This is a genomic window from Streptomyces kunmingensis, from assembly GCF_039533535.1.
GTDB classification, from domain to species: domain Bacteria; phylum Actinomycetota; class Actinomycetes; order Streptomycetales; family Streptomycetaceae; genus Streptomyces; species Streptomyces kunmingensis.
The window spans coordinates 543132-559602 of record NZ_BAAATS010000002.1 but is presented as its reverse complement, the minus strand read 5'-3'; the positions used below and the strand labels follow the sequence as shown (position 1 = coordinate 559602).

14 protein-coding genes and 1 pseudogene are annotated in these 16471 nt (G+C 71.9%); 13 read left to right on the top strand and 2 right to left on the bottom strand.

Annotated elements, in window-relative coordinates; all coding sequences use genetic code 11:
* Positions 1-165: 165 nt before the first annotated feature.
* Complete coding sequence (gene phoR / locus ABD366_RS04670; RefSeq protein WP_324767107.1) at positions 166-1440, top strand: two-component system sensor histidine kinase PhoR; 1275 nt, start codon at positions 166-168, stop codon at positions 1438-1440.
* A gap of 5 nt (positions 1441-1445) precedes the next feature.
* The gene (gene phoP, locus ABD366_RS04665) at positions 1446-2117 is read left to right on the top strand and encodes a two-component system response regulator PhoP (protein WP_467539963.1); all 672 of its coding nucleotides are present in this window, start codon (positions 1446-1448) and stop codon (positions 2115-2117) included.
* A gap of 83 nt (positions 2118-2200) precedes the next feature.
* Here the strand turns inward: phoP and ABD366_RS04660 are convergent, their stop codons facing one another.
* Positions 2201-2899, bottom strand: coding sequence for a copper chaperone PCu(A)C domain-containing protein (locus ABD366_RS04660; RefSeq protein ID WP_324767108.1), 699 nt, complete (start codon positions 2897-2899; stop codon positions 2201-2203).
* A gap of 698 nt (positions 2900-3597) precedes the next feature.
* On the opposite strand from ABD366_RS04660, the gene ABD366_RS04655 reads away from it, so the two are divergent.
* The 8 genes from ABD366_RS04655 (at position 3598) to ABD366_RS04620 (ending at position 11244) form a co-directional block, all read left to right on the top strand.
* Positions 3598-4080, top strand: a complete 483-nt coding sequence (locus ABD366_RS04655) for a CarD family transcriptional regulator (protein WP_003953493.1) — start codon at positions 3598-3600, stop codon at positions 4078-4080.
* A gap of 241 nt (positions 4081-4321) precedes the next feature.
* Positions 4322-5071 carry a 2-C-methyl-D-erythritol 4-phosphate cytidylyltransferase gene (gene ispD, locus ABD366_RS04650; RefSeq protein ID WP_324767110.1) on the top strand — a complete coding sequence of 250 codons (750 nt, stop codon included), beginning with the start codon at positions 4322-4324 and terminating at the stop codon, positions 5069-5071.
* The gene (ispF, locus tag ABD366_RS04645; protein ID WP_324767111.1) at positions 5061-5576 is read left to right on the top strand and encodes a 2-C-methyl-D-erythritol 2,4-cyclodiphosphate synthase; all 516 of its coding nucleotides are present in this window, start codon (positions 5061-5063) and stop codon (positions 5574-5576) included. The genes ispD and ispF overlap by 11 nt, the downstream gene beginning before the upstream one ends.
* 129 nt (positions 5577-5705) lie before the next feature.
* The gene (locus ABD366_RS04640) at positions 5706-6293 is read left to right on the top strand and encodes a GNAT family N-acetyltransferase (protein WP_324767112.1); all 588 of its coding nucleotides are present in this window, start codon (positions 5706-5708) and stop codon (positions 6291-6293) included.
* Entirely contained in the window at positions 6293-7762 is a 1470-nt protein-coding gene (locus ABD366_RS04635; protein WP_324767113.1) for an ABC transporter substrate-binding protein, read from the top strand. The genes ABD366_RS04640 and ABD366_RS04635 overlap by 1 nt, the downstream gene beginning before the upstream one ends.
* On the top strand, positions 7759-9504 hold the full coding sequence (locus ABD366_RS04630) for an ABC transporter permease subunit (RefSeq protein ID WP_324767114.1): 1746 nt from the start codon (positions 7759-7761) through the stop codon (positions 9502-9504). The genes ABD366_RS04635 and ABD366_RS04630 overlap by 4 nt, the downstream gene beginning before the upstream one ends.
* Before the next feature lie 8 nt (positions 9505-9512).
* Positions 9513-10835, top strand: a complete 1323-nt coding sequence (locus tag ABD366_RS04625; RefSeq protein ID WP_324767115.1) for an MFS transporter — start codon at positions 9513-9515, stop codon at positions 10833-10835.
* Between the two features lie 4 nt (positions 10836-10839).
* Positions 10840-11244 carry a PPOX class F420-dependent oxidoreductase gene (locus tag ABD366_RS04620; protein ID WP_324767116.1) on the top strand — a complete coding sequence of 135 codons (405 nt, stop codon included), beginning with the start codon at positions 10840-10842 and terminating at the stop codon, positions 11242-11244.
* A gap of 113 nt (positions 11245-11357) precedes the next feature.
* Here ABD366_RS04620 and ABD366_RS04615 read toward each other — a convergent pair.
* A pseudogene (locus tag ABD366_RS04615) lies at positions 11358-11909 on the bottom strand (nuclease/transposase family protein); the annotation flags it as partial.
* 284 nt (positions 11910-12193) lie between these two features.
* On the opposite strand from ABD366_RS04615, the gene cysS reads away from it, so the two are divergent.
* The 3 genes from cysS to ABD366_RS04600 all read left to right on the top strand — a co-directional run bounded on the left by cysS (position 12194) and on the right by ABD366_RS04600 (position 16432).
* On the top strand, positions 12194-13594 hold the full coding sequence (cysS, locus tag ABD366_RS04610) for a cysteine--tRNA ligase (RefSeq protein ID WP_324767118.1): 1401 nt from the start codon (positions 12194-12196) through the stop codon (positions 13592-13594).
* A 108-nt stretch (positions 13595-13702) separates the two neighbouring features.
* Complete coding sequence (gene rlmB, locus ABD366_RS04605) at positions 13703-14653, top strand: 23S rRNA (guanosine(2251)-2'-O)-methyltransferase RlmB (protein ID WP_324767119.1); 951 nt, start codon at positions 13703-13705, stop codon at positions 14651-14653.
* Between the two features lie 99 nt (positions 14654-14752).
* Positions 14753-16432, top strand: coding sequence for a DoxX family membrane protein (locus ABD366_RS04600; protein WP_344441161.1), 1680 nt, complete (start codon positions 14753-14755; stop codon positions 16430-16432).
* Positions 16433-16471 lie beyond the last annotated feature (39 nt).

The window sequence follows — 16471 nt, the reverse complement described above, 5'->3', positions numbered from 1 at the left end:
GAGCCCGGGTCAGCCTCACGGTCCCACGTTCGGCCCTGTACGCGTCCGGATCCGGCACCTCAAGTGAACCGACCCCGTATCCAAGGTGAACTCTGGGCGACGAGTGTTCGAGCTACCACCCGGACGGCTGTGGAGGACCCGGCCGAGCCGCATATCGTTGAAGACATGGACGTGAACGCGGCGGTCGCCGCAGCGGCAGCGATCGCCGGAGTGTGTACCGGTGTCATCGCCATGCTGGCGTTTCGCTGGAGCGAACGCGACCAGAAACGCCCCACCCGCACCTCCCTGCACACGGACCCGGTCCTTCCGCCCGGCGTCGACACGGTCCTTTCGGTCCTGCGCTCCTCCGCCGTCGTCCTCGACGAGGGCGACAGCGTGGTCAAGGCCAGCTCGGCGGCGTACGCCCTCGGTCTCGTACGCGGCGGGAAACTCGCCGTCGAACCGATGCTGCAGATGGCCCGCGACACCCGGCGCGACGGCGAGATACGCCAGGTCGAGCTGGACCTGCCCCGGCGCGGCACCGGCCGCGGCGACGCCCTCGCGGTCTCCGCCCGCGTCGCCCCGCTCGGCTCCCGCCTGGTGCTGCTCCTGGTCGAGGACCTGACCGAGGCCCGGCGCATCGAGGCCGTACGACGCGACTTCGTCGCCAATGTGAGCCATGAACTGAAGACCCCGGTGGGTGCGCTGTCGCTGCTGTCGGAGGCTGTCATGGACGCCTCCGACGACCCCGAGGCCGTCGAGCGGTTCGCGGGCCGCATGCAGATCGAGGCGACCCGCCTGACCAGCCTCGTACAGGAACTCATCGACCTCTCCCGGGTGCAGAACGACGACCCGCTGGAGGACGCCGAACCGGTCCGCGTCGACGAACTCGTCGCCGAGGCCATCGACCGCTGCCGTCAGCCCGCCGCCACCAAGCAGATCACCATGGCCGCCGGCGGCACCGCCGACCTGCAGATCTGGGGCAACCGCGGCCAGCTCGCCGCCGCCCTGGGCAACCTGGTGGAGAACGCGGTCAACTACTCACCCGCCCGCACCCGCGTCGGCATCGCCGCCCGCCGGGTGAACGCGCCGGGCGGCGACCTCATAGAGGTGGCCGTCACCGACCAGGGCATCGGCATCTCCGACAAGGACAAGGAGCGCATCTTCGAGCGCTTCTACCGCGTCGACCCGGCCCGCTCCCGGGCCACCGGCGGCACCGGCCTCGGCCTCGCCATCGTCAAGCACGTGGCCGCCTCGCACGGCGGGGAGGTCACCGTGTGGAGCTCCGAGGGACAGGGCTCCACGTTCACGCTGCGGCTGCCCGAGGCCGCCGCGAACCGTGTCCCCAAGACCCCCCAAGCCTCTGGCCCCGGAGACGTACGCGACGAAGACGACGCACACGGGCCCGACCGCTCCACCGCATACGAATCCATTCCTGCCGCCCCGGAGGTCCTTCCGTGACCCGAGTGCTTGTCGTAGAGGACGAGGAGTCCTTCTCCGATGCCCTGTCCTACATGCTCCGCAAGGAGGGCTTCGAGGTCGCCATCGCGGCAACCGGGCCCGACGGCCTGGACGAGTTCGAGCGCAACGGCGCCGACCTCGTGCTCCTCGACCTGATGCTGCCGGGCCTGCCCGGCACCGAGGTCTGCCGTCAGCTGCGCGGCCGTTCGAACGTCCCGGTCATCATGGTGACCGCCAAGGACAGCGAGATCGACAAGGTCGTCGGCCTGGAGATAGGGGCCGACGACTACGTCACCAAGCCCTTCTCCTCCCGCGAACTGGTCGCCCGCATCCGGGCCGTCCTGCGCCGCCGCGGCGAGCCCGAGGAGGTCGCCCCGCAGGCACTGGAGGCGGGCCCGGTCCGCATGGACGTGGACCGTCACGTCGTCACGGTCTCCGGCTCCAAGGTCGACCTGCCGCTCAAGGAGTTCGACCTCCTGGAGATGCTGCTGCGCAACGCGGGCCGCGTGCTGACCCGTATGCAGCTCATCGACCGGGTCTGGGGCGCGGACTACGTCGGCGACACCAAGACCCTGGACGTCCACGTGAAGCGCCTGCGCGCCAAGATCGAGCCGGACCCGGGGGCGCCGCGCTACCTGGTGACGGTCCGCGGCCTGGGCTACAAGTTCGAGCCGTAGGCCGCCGCCCGGCAGCCGTGAAACGCCTGAGGGCGGACCCCATGACCGCGGGGTCCGCCCTCAGGCGTCTGTCTGCGTGCGGCTCAGTGACCCGCGGTGTCGCCCGACGCCGAGTGCGACGGGGACGTCGTGTCCGACGTGCCGGTCTCCATGGACGTGCCGGTCTCCGACGTACCGGTCTCCGCGGAGCTGCCCGCCTCCGGCGTCGTGTCCGTGTTCGCGGACGCGGACGTGGAAGGCTCGGCGCCCTCGTTCGGCGTCGACGGGACCTCGCTCGGTCCCCACTTCTCGAAGTAGCTCTCGGCCGGGACCACGAACGCCCGCATCTTCACGTCACCGGTCTTGCTGAAGCCGAAGGTGATCGGCTGCGCGTTCCCGTCGAGGACCGCGGTGCGGCCGTTGGGGAGCTCAGCGGTGGCGTTGCCCTTGCCGCCGAGGACGATCGACCCGCCGGCCGGGACCGTGACCTTCGAGCCGCCCTTGGCGCCCGTCAGCTTCGCTTCCTCGCCGACGCCCTCGACCGTGATCGAGTCGAGGGTCTGGGCGGTGCTGCCGTTGTTGAAGATCGTCGCCGTGACCACGGCCGGGCCGTCGGACTTGCGGTCCGGCTGCGTGATGACGGTGGCGTTCTGGACCTTGAGGTCGCCGACCGAGGTCGCGGCGTTGTCCGGCTTGACCTCGAGTGTCTGGGCGTTGTTGCCGGCACCGCACGCGGCGAGCGAGGCGATCGAGAACGCGATGGCGGCGGCGGCGAGGGCGCCGCGTCGAAGGCTGCTGCTCACGGCGGCGGCATCTCCTTGAACGTGGGCGGAGCGGACGGCATCGGCAGGTCGCGCCGACAGGTGATGCCGACACTCGTGCCGACAGGTTGTAAAGCCGTCCTAAGGGACTGTCAGCGGCCTTAGGCTACCGAGCCGTTCCCACGTCATCGCACCCGACCCGCCTCTAGGGCCTGTCACAGCTCCCGGACTCCTGCTTCCCGCGGGCCGTACACCCCGTGCGCCCCACGCTCCCCACTGTCACCAATGGACCGCCGTTCACCATTCACATAACCGCGGTCCACCGGCGTGTGGGGATTTCCGGTAAGGAATGCATGGCGGTCCAGAAAAACGATCATCCGACCGATCGCCGGTCGATCATGTGGCGCATCGCCCGGTGCCGGGAATCGCGGTGATCAATTATGGATTCGTCTCGAACGGGCATCGGTGCTCTCGAACGGAGTACCGGAAGTTCGGCGCTCCGAACTACGCAAACCAGGACGTTCATCCCCTCGAAGGCCCCTTCGGGCGTCTGTGACGCAGGTGTTTCGGGCCTGCCGGACAGCGGCTCCGACCTGCGAATACCGTGCTCCGCTACCCCTCCGCAGCACGTTCCTGTTGTTGTTGTCAAGCCCCGAGATATGCCCTGACCTGCGAAAACGCCATTCAGAACCCGCAGTTTCCGTGTTACCCTGGATAGCCACGGAAGGGGTACCTGTCACATGACGTTCAAGGTTGGCGACACCGTGGTCTATCCCCATCACGGGGCCGCGCTGATCGAGGCTATCGAAACTCGCCAGATCAAAGGCGTGGACAAGACCTACTTGGTGCTGAAGGTCGCCCAGGGCGATCTGACGGTACGTGTGCCAGCGGACAATGCGGAGTTCGTCGGCGTGCGTGATGTGGTCGGTCAGGACGGGCTCGACCGGGTCTTCGAGGTACTGCGCGCGCCGTACGCCGAAGAGCCCACGAACTGGTCGCGCCGGTACAAGGCAAACCTGGAGAAGCTGGCCTCCGGCGATGTCATCAAGGTCGCGGAAGTTGTCCGTGACCTGTGGCGTCGGGAGCGCGAGCGCGGACTGTCCGCGGGTGAGAAGCGCATGCTCGCCAAGGCTCGCCAGATCCTGGTGAGCGAGCTTGCTCTCGCGGAGAACACGAACGAGGACAAGGCCGAGGCCCTGCTCGACGAGGTTCTCGCGTCCTGATACGCGCTGCTGCCGCGTAGAAACAAATGCCGTGGCGCCCGCTGACCCTTATGGTGTCGCCGGGCGCTGCGGCATGTTCGTACCCCTACGCATTTCCTGCCGGAAAACACGCCCGAACCGGGTGTGCCGGGCCCGGAGAGCTGGCTCGACCAGTGTCACGGAAGGGTCCGGTCAAGAAGTCGCGCCCGGCACGATGTGGCCATACCCACCACCCCCGAGCGCACAAACCTGAACGGAACCGATGTCTGACGAAACGCGTCCCGTTGCTGGTGGCGCCCGCACCGCGGCCGTGATTCCGGCCGCCGGACGGGGCGTACGCCTCGGTCCCGGCGCCCCCAAAGCGCTCCGTGCGCTGGGCGGCACCCCGATGCTGATCCACGCCGTCCGCGCCATGGCGGCGTCCCGCTCCGTCTCCCTCGTCGTGGTCGTCGCACCGCCGGACGGCGCCCCCGAGGTCAAGTCGCTGCTCGCCGATCACGCGCTCCCCGAGCGGACCGACTTCGTCGTCGTGCCCGGCGGCGAATCACGCCAGGAGTCCGTGAAGCTCGGGCTCGACGCGCTGCCGCCCGGCATCGACATCGTGCTCGTGCACGACGCGGCCCGGCCGCTCGTCCCCGTGGACACCGTCGACGCGGTCATCGAGGCCGTACGCGACGGAGCACCGGCCGTCGTGCCGGCGCTGCCGCTCGCCGACACGGTGAAGGAGGTCGTGCCGACGTCCGACGGATCGCCGGAGCCCGTCGTCGCGACACCCCCGCGGGCCCGGCTGCGCGCCGTCCAGACCCCGCAGGGCTTCGAGCGCGAGACGCTCGTACGCGCCCACGGGACCGTCACCGACGAGGTGACCGACTGCGCCGGGATGGTCGAGAAGCTCGGCCTCCAGGTCGTGCTCGTGCCCGGGCACGAAGAGGCCTTCAAGGTGACCCGGCCGCTGGACCTCGTGCTCGCCGAGGCCGTCCTCGCCCGCAGGAGGGCCAACGATGGGTACTGAGCCGCAAGCGCCCCCTCTGCCCGTGCTTCCGCAGGTCGGCATCGGGACCGACATCCACGCCTTCGAAGAGGGGCGGGAGATGTGGTGCGCCGGACTGAAATGGGAGGCGCCCGACTACGAGGGCCCCGGACTCGCCGGGCACTCGGACGCCGATGTCGTCGCCCACGCCGCCTGCAACGCCCTGTTCTCGGCCGCCGGGCTCGGTGACCTCGGGCAGCACTTCGGCACCGGTCGCCCCGAGTGGTCCGGCGCCAGTGGTCTGACGCTGCTCGCCGAGGCCGCCCGCATCGTGCGCGAGGCGGGTTTCGCCATCGGGAACGTCGCCGTGCAGGTCGTCGGCCCCCGCCCCAAGATCGGCAAGCGGCGCGACGAGGCACAGAAGGTGCTCTCCGAGGCCGCCGGGGCGCCGGTGTCCGTATCCGGGGCCACCACCGACGGGCTCGGCTTCCCCGGGCGCGACGAGGGCCTGATGGCGATCGCGACCGCCCTGGTGGTGCGTACCTAGAGGGCCTCAAGGACCCGGCGCGGCTTCTGACCGGCGGCGATGACGGCACCGGCGGCTTACTGCACATCGGTTGCAGTTAGAGTGGGCTGGCAAGTGTCCGGTCGTGGTCGGTGAAGGCAGTGTCAGGCAATGGGTGAGTACGCAATCCGCGAGGCCGGTCACGGCGACGTGGACGGAGCCCGTGCCGTCATGCTGGACACCGTGTACCGCGATCTGAGGTCCGGGTACGTGCCGCGCTGGCACGCCGACATCATCGACCCGGCCGCCGCCTACCTGCACCCCGAGCGCTGCACCCTGCTCGTCGCCGAACACGTGCCGAGCGGGGAGATCGTCGCCACCGGCGCGGTCCGCGACCGCGGGCCCGCCGCGCCGCCCAACCCGCAGTGGGTCGCCGACCGCTTCCCCTCCGGCACCACCGCCCAGCTCTGCCGGATCTACGTCCGCCCCGAGCACCGCCGGCACGGCCTCGCCCGCACCCTCGTACGCGAACTGACCGGCTTCGCCGCGGCGGCCGGCGGCTACGAGCGGCTCTACCTGCACACCGACCCGGCCGTGCCCGGCGCCGAACCGTTCTGGCGCTCGCTCGCCCACGAGGTCTGCGACGAGCGCACGCTGCCCGGCGGCGGACAGGGCATCATCCACTTCGAACTGCCGCTGCCCGCACCGGTTCCCGTGCCGGTCCCTCCGGCCGTGCCCGTCGCCGTACCCGCCCGGTGATGCGCCGCCGCGGCTTTCTGCTGGCGGCGGCCGGGATCGGGCTCACCAGCGCCTGCGGCTCCTTCACCGGCACCGCGGGCGGCGGCCGGATCGCCGTCGACCTCGCCTTCGCACCGACCCAGGGCCTGTCCCCGTACGGCGACGACGGACTGCTGCTCAGCCGGCTCGCCGTCGTCGACGGGCTCACCCGGATGGACACCGACGGCGTCGTCCATCCGGCGCTGGCCGCCGAGTGGACCCGTACGAACGACACCACCTGGGAGTTCACGCTGCGGGACGCGCGGTTCCAGGACGGTGGCGCCGTCACCGCGGACGCCGTCGTGGGCGCGCTGCGCGCCGCCGGGCGGGCCGAGGTCACGCCGCGGGTCCTCAGCGACGTGCGGCTCACCGTCCGGGCGGCGGGGGAGCGGACCGTGCGGATCACGACCGGGACCGCCGACCCGCTGCTGCCCGCCCGCCTCGCCAACCCCTCCCTCGCGATCTTCTCCCCGGCCGCGTACGGGAAGAAGGGCGGCGCGGTCGATCCCGTCGGGACCGCCACCGGGCCCTTCGCCCTGACGAAGCTGAACGGTGCGGTGTCCGCGACGCTCGACCGGTTCGACGGACACTGGGCCGGAAAGGCGGCGGCCCGCGGCGTCGACGTGACGTTCGTCGCCGACAACAACGCCCGCGCCAACGCGCTGCGTTCGGGCCAGATCGAACTCGCCGAGTTCGTCCCCGCCGCCCAGGCACTCGTCCTCGGCGACCGGGCCCGCAAGGTCGCCACCGTACGCACCACCACCCTGTACCTGAACACACGGACCGGGCCGCTCGCCGACCCCGCACTGCGGGCCGCCGTACGCGAGAACACCGACACGTCCGCGCTCGCCAAGAGCGTCTACGAGGGATACGCCGAGCACGCCACAGGCCTCCTCGGCCCCGGATTCGCCTGGGCCGACGGACAGCAGCTCCCGGTCACCGGCCGCACGAAGGCCGCCACACCGCACGGACAGCGCCTCACCCTCGCCACGTACACCAACCGGGCCGAACTGCCCGAAGTCGCCGCCGCCCTGCAACAGCAGCTCGAGCGGGCCGGATTCAAGGTCAAGCTCGTCGTCAAGGACTACGCACGTCTGGAGACCGGGGCACTCGACGGCGAGTACGACGCGTTCCTGATGTCACGCTCCACCGCGCTCGACACCGGCGACCCCGTCTCCTACCTCGCCTCCGACTTCACCAGCGGCGGCAGCTTCAACATCTCCCAGCTGCGCGACAAGACCGTCGACGCCGCCGTGCGCAAGGCCGCCGGACTCGACCACACCGAACGGCAGCACGCCGTACTCGCCGCCGAAGCCGCGATCCTGCGCACCGACGCGGCCGTACCGATCGTCCACGAGGAACACTTGCAGGGCGTCGGCGCCGGAGTGCGCGGGGTCGTCCTCGACCCCTACGAGCGACAGTTCGTCGGACTGGAGACCCGCGCCCGATGAAGAACGCGAAGGTCGTCGCCGGCCGGGTGGCAGCCGCCGGCGGGCTGCTCGCGCTCACCGCCCTGCTGCCCTGGCTGACCCGCACCGACCCGGCCCTGACCGTCCTGCACGCCCGCTACGGCGACGCCCCCACGACCCCGGACCAGCTCGCCGACGTACGCGAGCAACTCGGCCTGAGCGAAGGCCCGTTCACGTTCGTGGGGCAGTGGGTGCGCGGCCTGTTCCACGGCGACCTGGGCGCCTCCTGGGTGACCGGCGCCGACGTCGGCGCGGACGTCTCCGCCGCCTTCGGGGTGTCCCTGTCGCTGATGGCGTACGCGATGGCCGTCGCCGTCGCCGTCGTCGTGGCCGTCGCGCTGTGCCTGCCGGCGCTGCGGCGCGGCACCACCCGACCGCCGGGCGGGGTCGGCGCCGGGACCCTCGCCGCGCTCCCCGAGTTCCTGCTCGCCTCCGTCCTCGCGACACTGTTCGCCGTCCGGCTCGGCTGGTTCCCCGCCCAGGGCTGGCAGTCACCCGCCTCCGCCGTACTGCCCGCCCTCGCCCTCGGCATCCCCGCCGGAGCCGTCCTCGGCCGGCTCGGCCAGGACGCACTGCCCGCCGCCTTCGCCGAACCCTGGGTCCGGACCTGGCGCGCGAGCGGCCTGACCCGCGCCCGCATCGCCCGGCACGCCGCCCGGCGCGCCCTGCCCGCCGTACTGCCACAGGCCGGGCTCACCGTCGTCGGCCTGACCGGAGCCGCGGCCGCCGTCGAAGCCGTCTTCGCGATCCCCGGACTCGGCGGCACCGCCGTCGCCGCCGCCCTCGACCTGGACCTGCCGCTCCTCCAAGGCTGCCTCCTAGTGCTGCTCGCCCTCGGCGTCGCGGCCGCCGTCTCTGTCGGACTCCTACGACGACGGCTGCTCGGCCCGGCTCTCGAAGCGGGCGCGCTCCCGGGCCTGGCCCGCACCCCTGGCGCCGGACCCGCCCGGTTCTACGCGGCCGGGGCCTTGGCCGCCGCACTCCTCGCCGTGATCATCTGGGGCCTCACCCGCGACGCCCTCCACGTCGACCTCGCCGCCCGCCTCGCCCCGCCCTCCGCCGCCCACCCCTTCGGCACGGACGCGCTCGGCCGCGACGTGCTCGCCCGGCTCGGCCACGGCGCCCTGCGCACCCTGGCCGTCGCGGCGGCCGTCTGCGCCGCCTGCTTCGTCGTCGGCGTCGCCCTCGGCCTGGCCCGCTGGACCACCGGACTCACCGAGGTCGCCAACGCCCTGCCCGCGATCCTCGCCGGGCTCCTCGTCACCGGCCTGTTCGGCGCGGGCCTGGCCGGGGCCGCGGTCGCCGTCGCCGCGGTCGGCTGGGCGCCGCTCGCCGCGCATACCGCTGCGCTCGCGGAGGCGGAGCGGGCCTCGGGGCATGTGGAGGCCGCCGTCGTGCACGGGGCCGGGCGGTGGCACATTTTGCGGCGGCATGTTCTGGGCGGGGTGCTGCCCTCTGTCGGCCGGCATGCCCTTCTCCGCCTTGCGCCTACGACGCTGGCGCTCGCGTCCCTCAGTTTTCTCGGGCTCGGTACGCAGCCGCCCTCTCCTGAGTGGGGGCGGCTTCTCATGGAGAACCTTCCGTACGCGGAGCGGGCGCCGTGGTCCGTCTTGGCGCCCGCGGCAGCGCTGGCCTGCGTAGGCGCATTCCTGGCCCTCGCATCGACCCCGCAGGGGCGCGGGGAACTGCGCGCCCGGCCACGACGGCGCCGCACCCGAGAGTGAAGCCCTCCATGAACCCGGCTCAGCCGCGCCGACTCCGGCTCCGCGACCTCCCGCCCTACCTGCGGATGCTCACCGTCACCCAGCTCGCCTTCAATATCGGCTTCTACGCCGTCCTGCCCTATCTCGCCAGCCACCTCACCGACAGCCTCGCCCTCGCCGGGTGGGCCGTCGGGCTGGTTCTGGGGGTGCGTACCTTCAGTCAGCAGGGGCTGTTCGTGGTCGGCGGTGCGCTCACCGACCGGTACGGGCCGCGGCCCGTCGTCCTCGCCGGGTGCGTCCTGCGCATCGCCGGATTCTGCTGGCTCGCCTTCGCCGACAGCACGGCCACCGTCGTCGCGGCCGTCGTCCTCGTCGGGTTCGCCGCCGCCCTGTTCTCCCCGGCCGTCGAATCCGAGACGGCCCGCGAAGCCGTCCGCCACGAACGCGCCACCGGCACCCCGCGCGCCCAGGTCCTCGGCCTGTTCTCCGCCGCCGGACAGGCGGGCGCCTTCCTCGGCCCGCTGCTCGGCACCGCCCTGCTCTTCGCCGGGTTCCGCGCCGCCTGCCTGGCGGGCGCCCTGGTCTTCGTCGCCGTCCTCGCCGGACACGCCCGCCTCATGCCCCGCCGCGAACCCGCCCGGACCCGGCCGGCGGCCGTGCCGAGCGGCGGCGCCCTCCGCGCGGTCTTCACCCGCCCCCGCTTCCTCGCGCTCTGCCTCGCCTACAGCGGCTACCTGATCGCGTACAACCAGCTCTACCTGGCCCTGCCCGCCGAGCTCACCCGCGCCACCGGCTCCCAGGACGCCGTCGGCCCGCTGTTCGCGCTCTCCTCCCTCCTCGTCGTCGGCGCCCAGCTGCCCGTCACCCGCTGGTCCGCGACCAGACTCGCCCCGCGCACCGCGCTGACCGCCGGGCTCGTCCTGGTCGCCACCGGATTCGCCGCGGTCGCGGTGGGCGCGGCCTGCCTTCCGCACCACGGCCCGTACGTATACGTCCCCCTCGGCGCCCTCGTCCTCCTCCTCACCCTCGGGCAGATGCTCCTGGTCCCCGCGGCCCGCGGCCTCGTCCCCGACCTCGTCGACGACCGGCACCTCGGCCTCGCCACCGGCGCGCTCTCCTCCGTCTCCGGACTCGCCGTCCTCGCCGGCAGCGCCGCCACGGGCGCGCTGCTCACGCTGCCCGCCCCCGCCCTGTGGACGGCGCTCGCCGCCGTGCCGCTGGCCGCCGCGGGACTGGCCCGCTGCGTGACACCCGGGCACGAGCAGCCGGGAAATGCCGCGGGGCACCCCGGTGTTCCCGCAGGATCGGGTACGCGTCGACCGATCCCTCGTACACCCTCCGAGAAGGAGTGAGGCCATGACCGCCCACCTGTCCGACGAGCTCAAGGCACTGCTCGACAGCAAGGTCTTCATCAACGTCGCCACCATCCAGCCCGACGGCAGCCCCCAGGTCTCCCCGGTCTGGGTGAAGCGCGACGGCGACGACGTCCTGTTCTCCACGACCATGGGCCGCCGCAAGGAGAAGAACCTGCGCCGCGACCCGCGCGTGACCGTGCTGGTCCAGCCCGCCGACAACCCGTACGCGTACGCCGAGATCCGCGGCACCGCCGACCTCACCACCGAAGGCGGCCAGGAACTCATCGACGAGCTGTCCCTCAAGTACACCGGCAAGAAGTACGCCGAGTTCAACCCCACCTCGGGTGAGGACGCGGAGCGCGTCGTGGTCCGGATCAGGGCCCGGAAGGTCGTAGGCAGGCTTTGAGTCCTCCCCCAGCTGAAGCAAGGGGATTCCTGGCTCACACTGCCCGGCCGGGGCTTACGCGATCAACGCCAGCCGGGTGGAAACCAGCCCGGACGAGCATCACGCGTGCGGAGTTCTTGTCCCGTGGGGACTCGGCTCCGCACGCGGTGCAGGGCGCGCGACCACACCGGCCGCACAACGATGCCGCCTGCCAGGTGCAGGCGGCCGTCCTTGAGACGAAAGCCACGCGTGGTGTAGTTCAGACTCGCCGACGCCTCGTGCTTCTTCTTGTACCGAGGCATCCCGGCCCGCTGCGGCACCGGCAGCCGCTCCAGGATGTCCTTGTGGGCCTTGGCTCTGGATCGACCGAAGTCCCGGATCACCCGCTGCTGGGGAACCGAGGCCCCCTCCCGCAGCCACCCGGTCCTCTTCCGCGCTTCGGTCAGCATCCGGTCCAGCTCCGCAGGGCCGCACGTCTGCCTGTCGGCCTCTTCGTGCCGGGTCCGATTCGCCTCGTGGGTCTGCACCGACTTGGCGACGCACTCGTTCCACACCCAGCGGCAGCGGTCCCATTCCGTCAGCAGGGCCGCGCGAGCGGTGGACGACACACGTAACCGGAACGTGAACCGGGCGTACCCCGCCACCCCGGATTTCCGGCCCTGGTCGGGCTCCGCCGCTGTCGCCATGACACGGGACCGTAAACGTCGCTGACGTACACCTGCTCCCCTTTCGCTCACCCGTTCACTCCGTCGGAGGCAGCTGCGTGCGGGTGTTCGTTTTCAGGCTCTCCGCCTCTCCGCCAGGAGCGGGACCGGACACTCCCGGCGGAACAGAATCAGGCATCGGCGATGTCCGCCCCGAAGGGCGAGAAGTCCATTTCCCCGCGATGCGAACGCCGGACCGTCCTTGACAGATTCCGGGTGCCGCCCACCGGCCCATGGCACCCCTCCGGGCCCACTACCCTGGAGGGGTGACTATTCGCCTGTACGACACCAGCGCCCGGCAGACGCGTGACTTCACCCCGCTCGTTCCGGGCTGTGTCTCGATCTACCTCTGTGGCGCTACCGTCCAGGCGGCCCCGCACATCGGGCACATCCGGTCGGGGCTCAATTTCGACATCATGCGCCGCTGGTTCACGTACCGCGGCTACGACGTGACGTTCGTGCGGAACGTGACGGACATCGACGACAAGATCATCAGGAAGTCCGCGGAGCAGAACCGGCCGTGGTGGTCGATCGGGTACGAGAACGAGCGGGCGTTCAACGACGCCTACAGCGCCCTCGGTTGCCTCCCGCCGACGTACGAGCCGCGCGCCACCGGCCACGTCACCGAGATGGTCGAGATGATGCGCGGCCTCATCGAGCGCGGCCACGCCTACGAGGCGGACGGGAACGTCTACTTCGACGTGCGCTCCTTCCCCGGCTACCTGGAGCTCTCCAACCAGGACCTGGACGAGCTGCGCCAGCCGTCCGGCGAGGGCGAGACCGGCAAGCGCGACCCGCGCGACTTCGCCATGTGGAAGGCCGCCAAGGAAGGGGAGCCCAGCTGGGAGACCCCCTGGGGCCGCGGCCGGCCCGGCTGGCACCTGGAGTGCTCGGCCATGGCCCACAAGTACCTCGGCACCGCCTTCGACATCCACGGCGGCGGCATCGACCTGATCTTCCCGCACCACGAGAACGAGATCGCGCAGGCCAAGGCCTTCGGCGACGACTTCGCCACGTACTGGGTGCACAACTTCTGGGTCACCATGTCCGGCGAGAAGATGTCCAAGTCGCTGGGGAACAGCGTCCTCGTGAGTGAGATGGTCAAGCACTGGCGCCCGATCGTCCTGCGCTACTACCTGGGCACCCCGCACTACCGCTCCACCATCGAGTACAGCGAGGACGCGCTGCGCGAGGCCGAGTCCGCGTTCGCCCGCATCGAAGGCTTCATCCAGCGCGTCGCCGAGAAGGCCGGCGGCGTCGTGGAAGCCGCCGACGAGGTGCCGCCCGCGTTCGCCGAGGCGATGGACGACGACCTGGGCGTGCCGGGGGCCCTCGCCATCGTGCACACCACCGTCCGCCAGGGGAACAGCGCGCTGGCCGCCGACGACAAGGAAGCGGCCGTCGCCCGGCTCGCCGAGGTCCGCGCCATGCTCGGCGTCCTCGGCCTCGACCCGCTCGACCCGCACTGGGCCGGCGAGAGCGACCGCGGCGACGACCTGCACGGCGTCGTCGACACCCTCGTACGGCTCGTGCTCGACCAGCGCGAATCCGCCCGCGCCCGCAAGGACTGGGCCACCGCCGACGCCATCCGCGACCAGCTCGGCCAGTCCGGGCTCGTCATCGAGGACGGCCCGAGCGGCCCACGCTGGAGCCTCGGCCCCCGCTGAGCCCCCGAATGTGCCGCCCGCGCCGTCGGGCGGCACACTTCATAGACGTACACCCGTACACACGTAGACCCGCACACACATAGACGTAGACACAGAGACAGGTAAGTCATGGCCGCCAATAGCAACCGTCGCATGTCCGGCAAGAAGGGCGCGCAGGTCGGCAGTGGCGGCCAGCGGCGCAAGGGCCTGGAGGGCAAGGGCCCCACCCCGCCCGCCGCCGACCGCAAGGGCCACAAGAAGAACCGCGTCGCCAACGCCGCGGCCAAGCAGGCCGCCCGCCGCCCCACCAGCCGCACCGGCGGCCCGCGCGGCAAGGCCACCTCCGAGATGGTCGTCGGCCGCAACCCCGTCGTCGAGGCGCTGCGCGAGGGCGTCCCCGCCATCACGCTCTACGTCCAGCAGTTCATCGACAACGACGAGCGCGTCCGCGAGGCGCTCCAGCTCGCCGGTGAGCGCGGCGGCATCCACCTCATGGAAGCCCCCCGCCCCGAGCTCGACCGCATGACCAACGGCCTCAACCACCAGGGCCTCGTCCTCCAGGTCCCGCCGTACGAGTACGCGCACCCGGAGGACCTCGTCGCCGCCGCCTTCGACCAGGGCGAGGACCCGCTGATCGTCGCCCTCGACGGCGTCACCGACCCGCGCAACCTCGGCGCGGTCGTCCGCTCCGTCTCCGCATTCGGCGGCCACGGCGTGGTCGTGCCCGAGCGCCGCGCCGCCGGCATGACCGCCGGCGCGTGGAAGACCTCGGCCGGCACCGCCGCCCGCACCCCCGTCGCCCGCGCGACGAACCTGACGCGCGCCCTCGAGCAGTACAAGAAGGCCGGCGTCACCATCGTCGGCCTGGCCGCCGACGGCGAGAAGGAGATCGGCGACCTCGCCGCACTCGCCGGACCGGTCGTCATCGTCGTCGGCAGCGAGGGCAAGGGCCTGTCGCGGCTGGTCGGCGAGACCTGCGACCACCGCGTCCGCATCCCCATGCCGGGCGGCGCCGAGTCGCTGAACGCCGGTGTGGCGGCGGGAGTTGTGCTGTACGAGGCGGCGCGCCGCCGCGCCTGACGAGCCCGTTCGGTCCGGGCCCCACGACCTTGACGGGGCCCGGACATTTCGGTGTGGTCAAGGCAGTGTCCTAAACACACATCACTCGGTTAGATGAGTGTGGACACCAGAACACCCCGCACACCCTCGGGGGACCGCTCGTCGGGATACGACGACGCTCCCGCGCTGAGCATGGTGAAGGTTCCGTGCGACCCGGCGCAGGTCATCGTCAATCACGCGACGTTTCGCGTTCAGCTTCCCAGGGCGCAACAGACGCAACTCCCGCGCATCGCACGGCACTTGAGCGCCATGGGCCTGCCCGGAGCCGACGCGGCGACCACCCGTGTCCCGGTCATCACGGCCGCCGGCACGCCCGGCGCGCGCCGCCGCCCCGTCGTCATGAGCGGAGCCGGTGACCTCGCCGCCAGCGGCCTGCTGCAGTCCGCGCGCCGCGTGGGCCAGCCCGATGAGGGCGGTGACGGCGGTGTCACGCAGGTCATCCCGCGTGTCGACCTCGACCGGGACCTCTCCGACGAGCCGTACGAGGGAGAGCCGACGGACGAGACGTCCGTCGTCATCGGCCCCCGGCACGGCGGAGACAGCCCCGGCACCCGGATCCTGCCGCAGATGCGACAGTCCGGCAGCGCCTTCGAGGAGACCGGCGAATTCGACCAAGTCACGTACCGCGACGGGGAGTTCGACGACCCCGACGGCTTCGACGACGAGCGGGCGGAAGAGACCACCGCGGCCCGGCGCTACGGACCCGTCCGGCACGCCTACTATCCCGGCCGCCGAATGAACCTCGGCGTCGTACTCCTCCCGCTCCGCGTCTTCCTCGGCTTCATCTCCATCTACGCCGGCATGGGCAAGCTCTGCGACCCCGTCTACTTCGACGGCGGCGAGCGCGGCTCCATGGTCAAGTGGCTGAACTCGCTGCACCCCTGGGCACTCGCCGAACCCATGCGCGACTGGGCGCTCCAGCACCCCGTCGGCGCCGGACTCGTCATCGCCTTCCTCCAGGTCATCGTCGGTGTCCTCACCGTCCTCGGCCTGTGGCAGCGGATCGCCGCCGTCTTCGGAGCACTGCTCTCGGCCGCGCTCCTGCTCACCGTCAGCTGGAAGACCGTCCCCGCCTACGACGCGCCCGACATCATCTACCTGGCCGCCTGGTCACCGCTGATCATCGCGGGCGCCCCCGTCTACTCCATCGACGGACGCCTCGCCGGCGGCGCCTGGCGACGGCTCGGACCGCGCACCGCCCTGTGGGACCTGCGCCGCTACGTACTGCGCCGCGGCACCGTCATCGCCACCCTCGTCATCGGCTCCACGCTGCTCATCGGCTCGCTGCTCGGCGGCGCCGTCCGCGACGCCGACCGTGTCACCGCGCCCGGCCCCGGCGACGCCCCGCGCAACGAACTGCCCGGCTCCCCGCTGCCCTCCGCCCCCGGCCACAAGCAGCGCCACTCGCAGAGCCCGTCGGCCTCGAACTCACCGACACAGGGCACCACCGCCAGCCCTTCCGGCGCGGCCAGCTCACCCGGCGCCGCCCGCGAGACCGGCAGCGTCAGCGGCACCACGTCGACACCGACGCAGGGCTCCACGGCCGGCCAGGCCCCGCCCCAGCAGACCGCACCGAAGCCCCCGCCGGCCACCAGCGCCGGCGGACCGGCCTCCGGCGGCACCACCGGAGGCGCCGAGACCTCCTCGGGCGGCACCTCCTCCGGCGGCAGCGACGGCGGCGGCTCCGAGGACGGCAGCGGAGGCGGCGGCAGCAAGCTGGTCGGCGGCCTCCTCGGCTGACCCGCCCACCCCTCCCGTACGCAGATGGGGCCCCGCACG

Excerpts from the sequence above, each read along its gene's own strand:
- phoR (WP_324767107.1), top strand. The coding sequence starts at position 166 with ATGGACGTGAACGCGGCGGTCGCCGCAGCGGCAGCGATCGCCGGAGTG.
- ispF (WP_324767111.1), top strand. The coding sequence starts at position 5,061 with ATGGGTACTGAGCCGCAAGCGCCCCCTCTGCCCGTGCTTCCGCAGGTC.
- ABD366_RS04620 (WP_324767116.1), top strand. The coding sequence starts at position 10,840 with ATGACCGCCCACCTGTCCGACGAGCTCAAGGCACTGCTCGACAGCAAG.
- ABD366_RS04635 (WP_324767113.1), top strand. The coding sequence starts at position 6,293 with ATGCGCCGCCGCGGCTTTCTGCTGGCGGCGGCCGGGATCGGGCTCACC.
- rlmB (WP_324767119.1), top strand. The coding sequence starts at position 13,703 with ATGGCCGCCAATAGCAACCGTCGCATGTCCGGCAAGAAGGGCGCGCAG.
- ABD366_RS04655 (WP_003953493.1), top strand. The coding sequence starts at position 3,598 with ATGACGTTCAAGGTTGGCGACACCGTGGTCTATCCCCATCACGGGGCC.
- ispD (WP_324767110.1), top strand. The coding sequence starts at position 4,322 with ATGTCTGACGAAACGCGTCCCGTTGCTGGTGGCGCCCGCACCGCGGCC.
- ABD366_RS04630 (WP_324767114.1), top strand. The coding sequence starts at position 7,759 with ATGAAGAACGCGAAGGTCGTCGCCGGCCGGGTGGCAGCCGCCGGCGGG.
- ABD366_RS04640 (WP_324767112.1), top strand. The coding sequence starts at position 5,706 with ATGGGTGAGTACGCAATCCGCGAGGCCGGTCACGGCGACGTGGACGGA.
- ABD366_RS04625 (WP_324767115.1), top strand. The coding sequence starts at position 9,513 with ATGAACCCGGCTCAGCCGCGCCGACTCCGGCTCCGCGACCTCCCGCCC.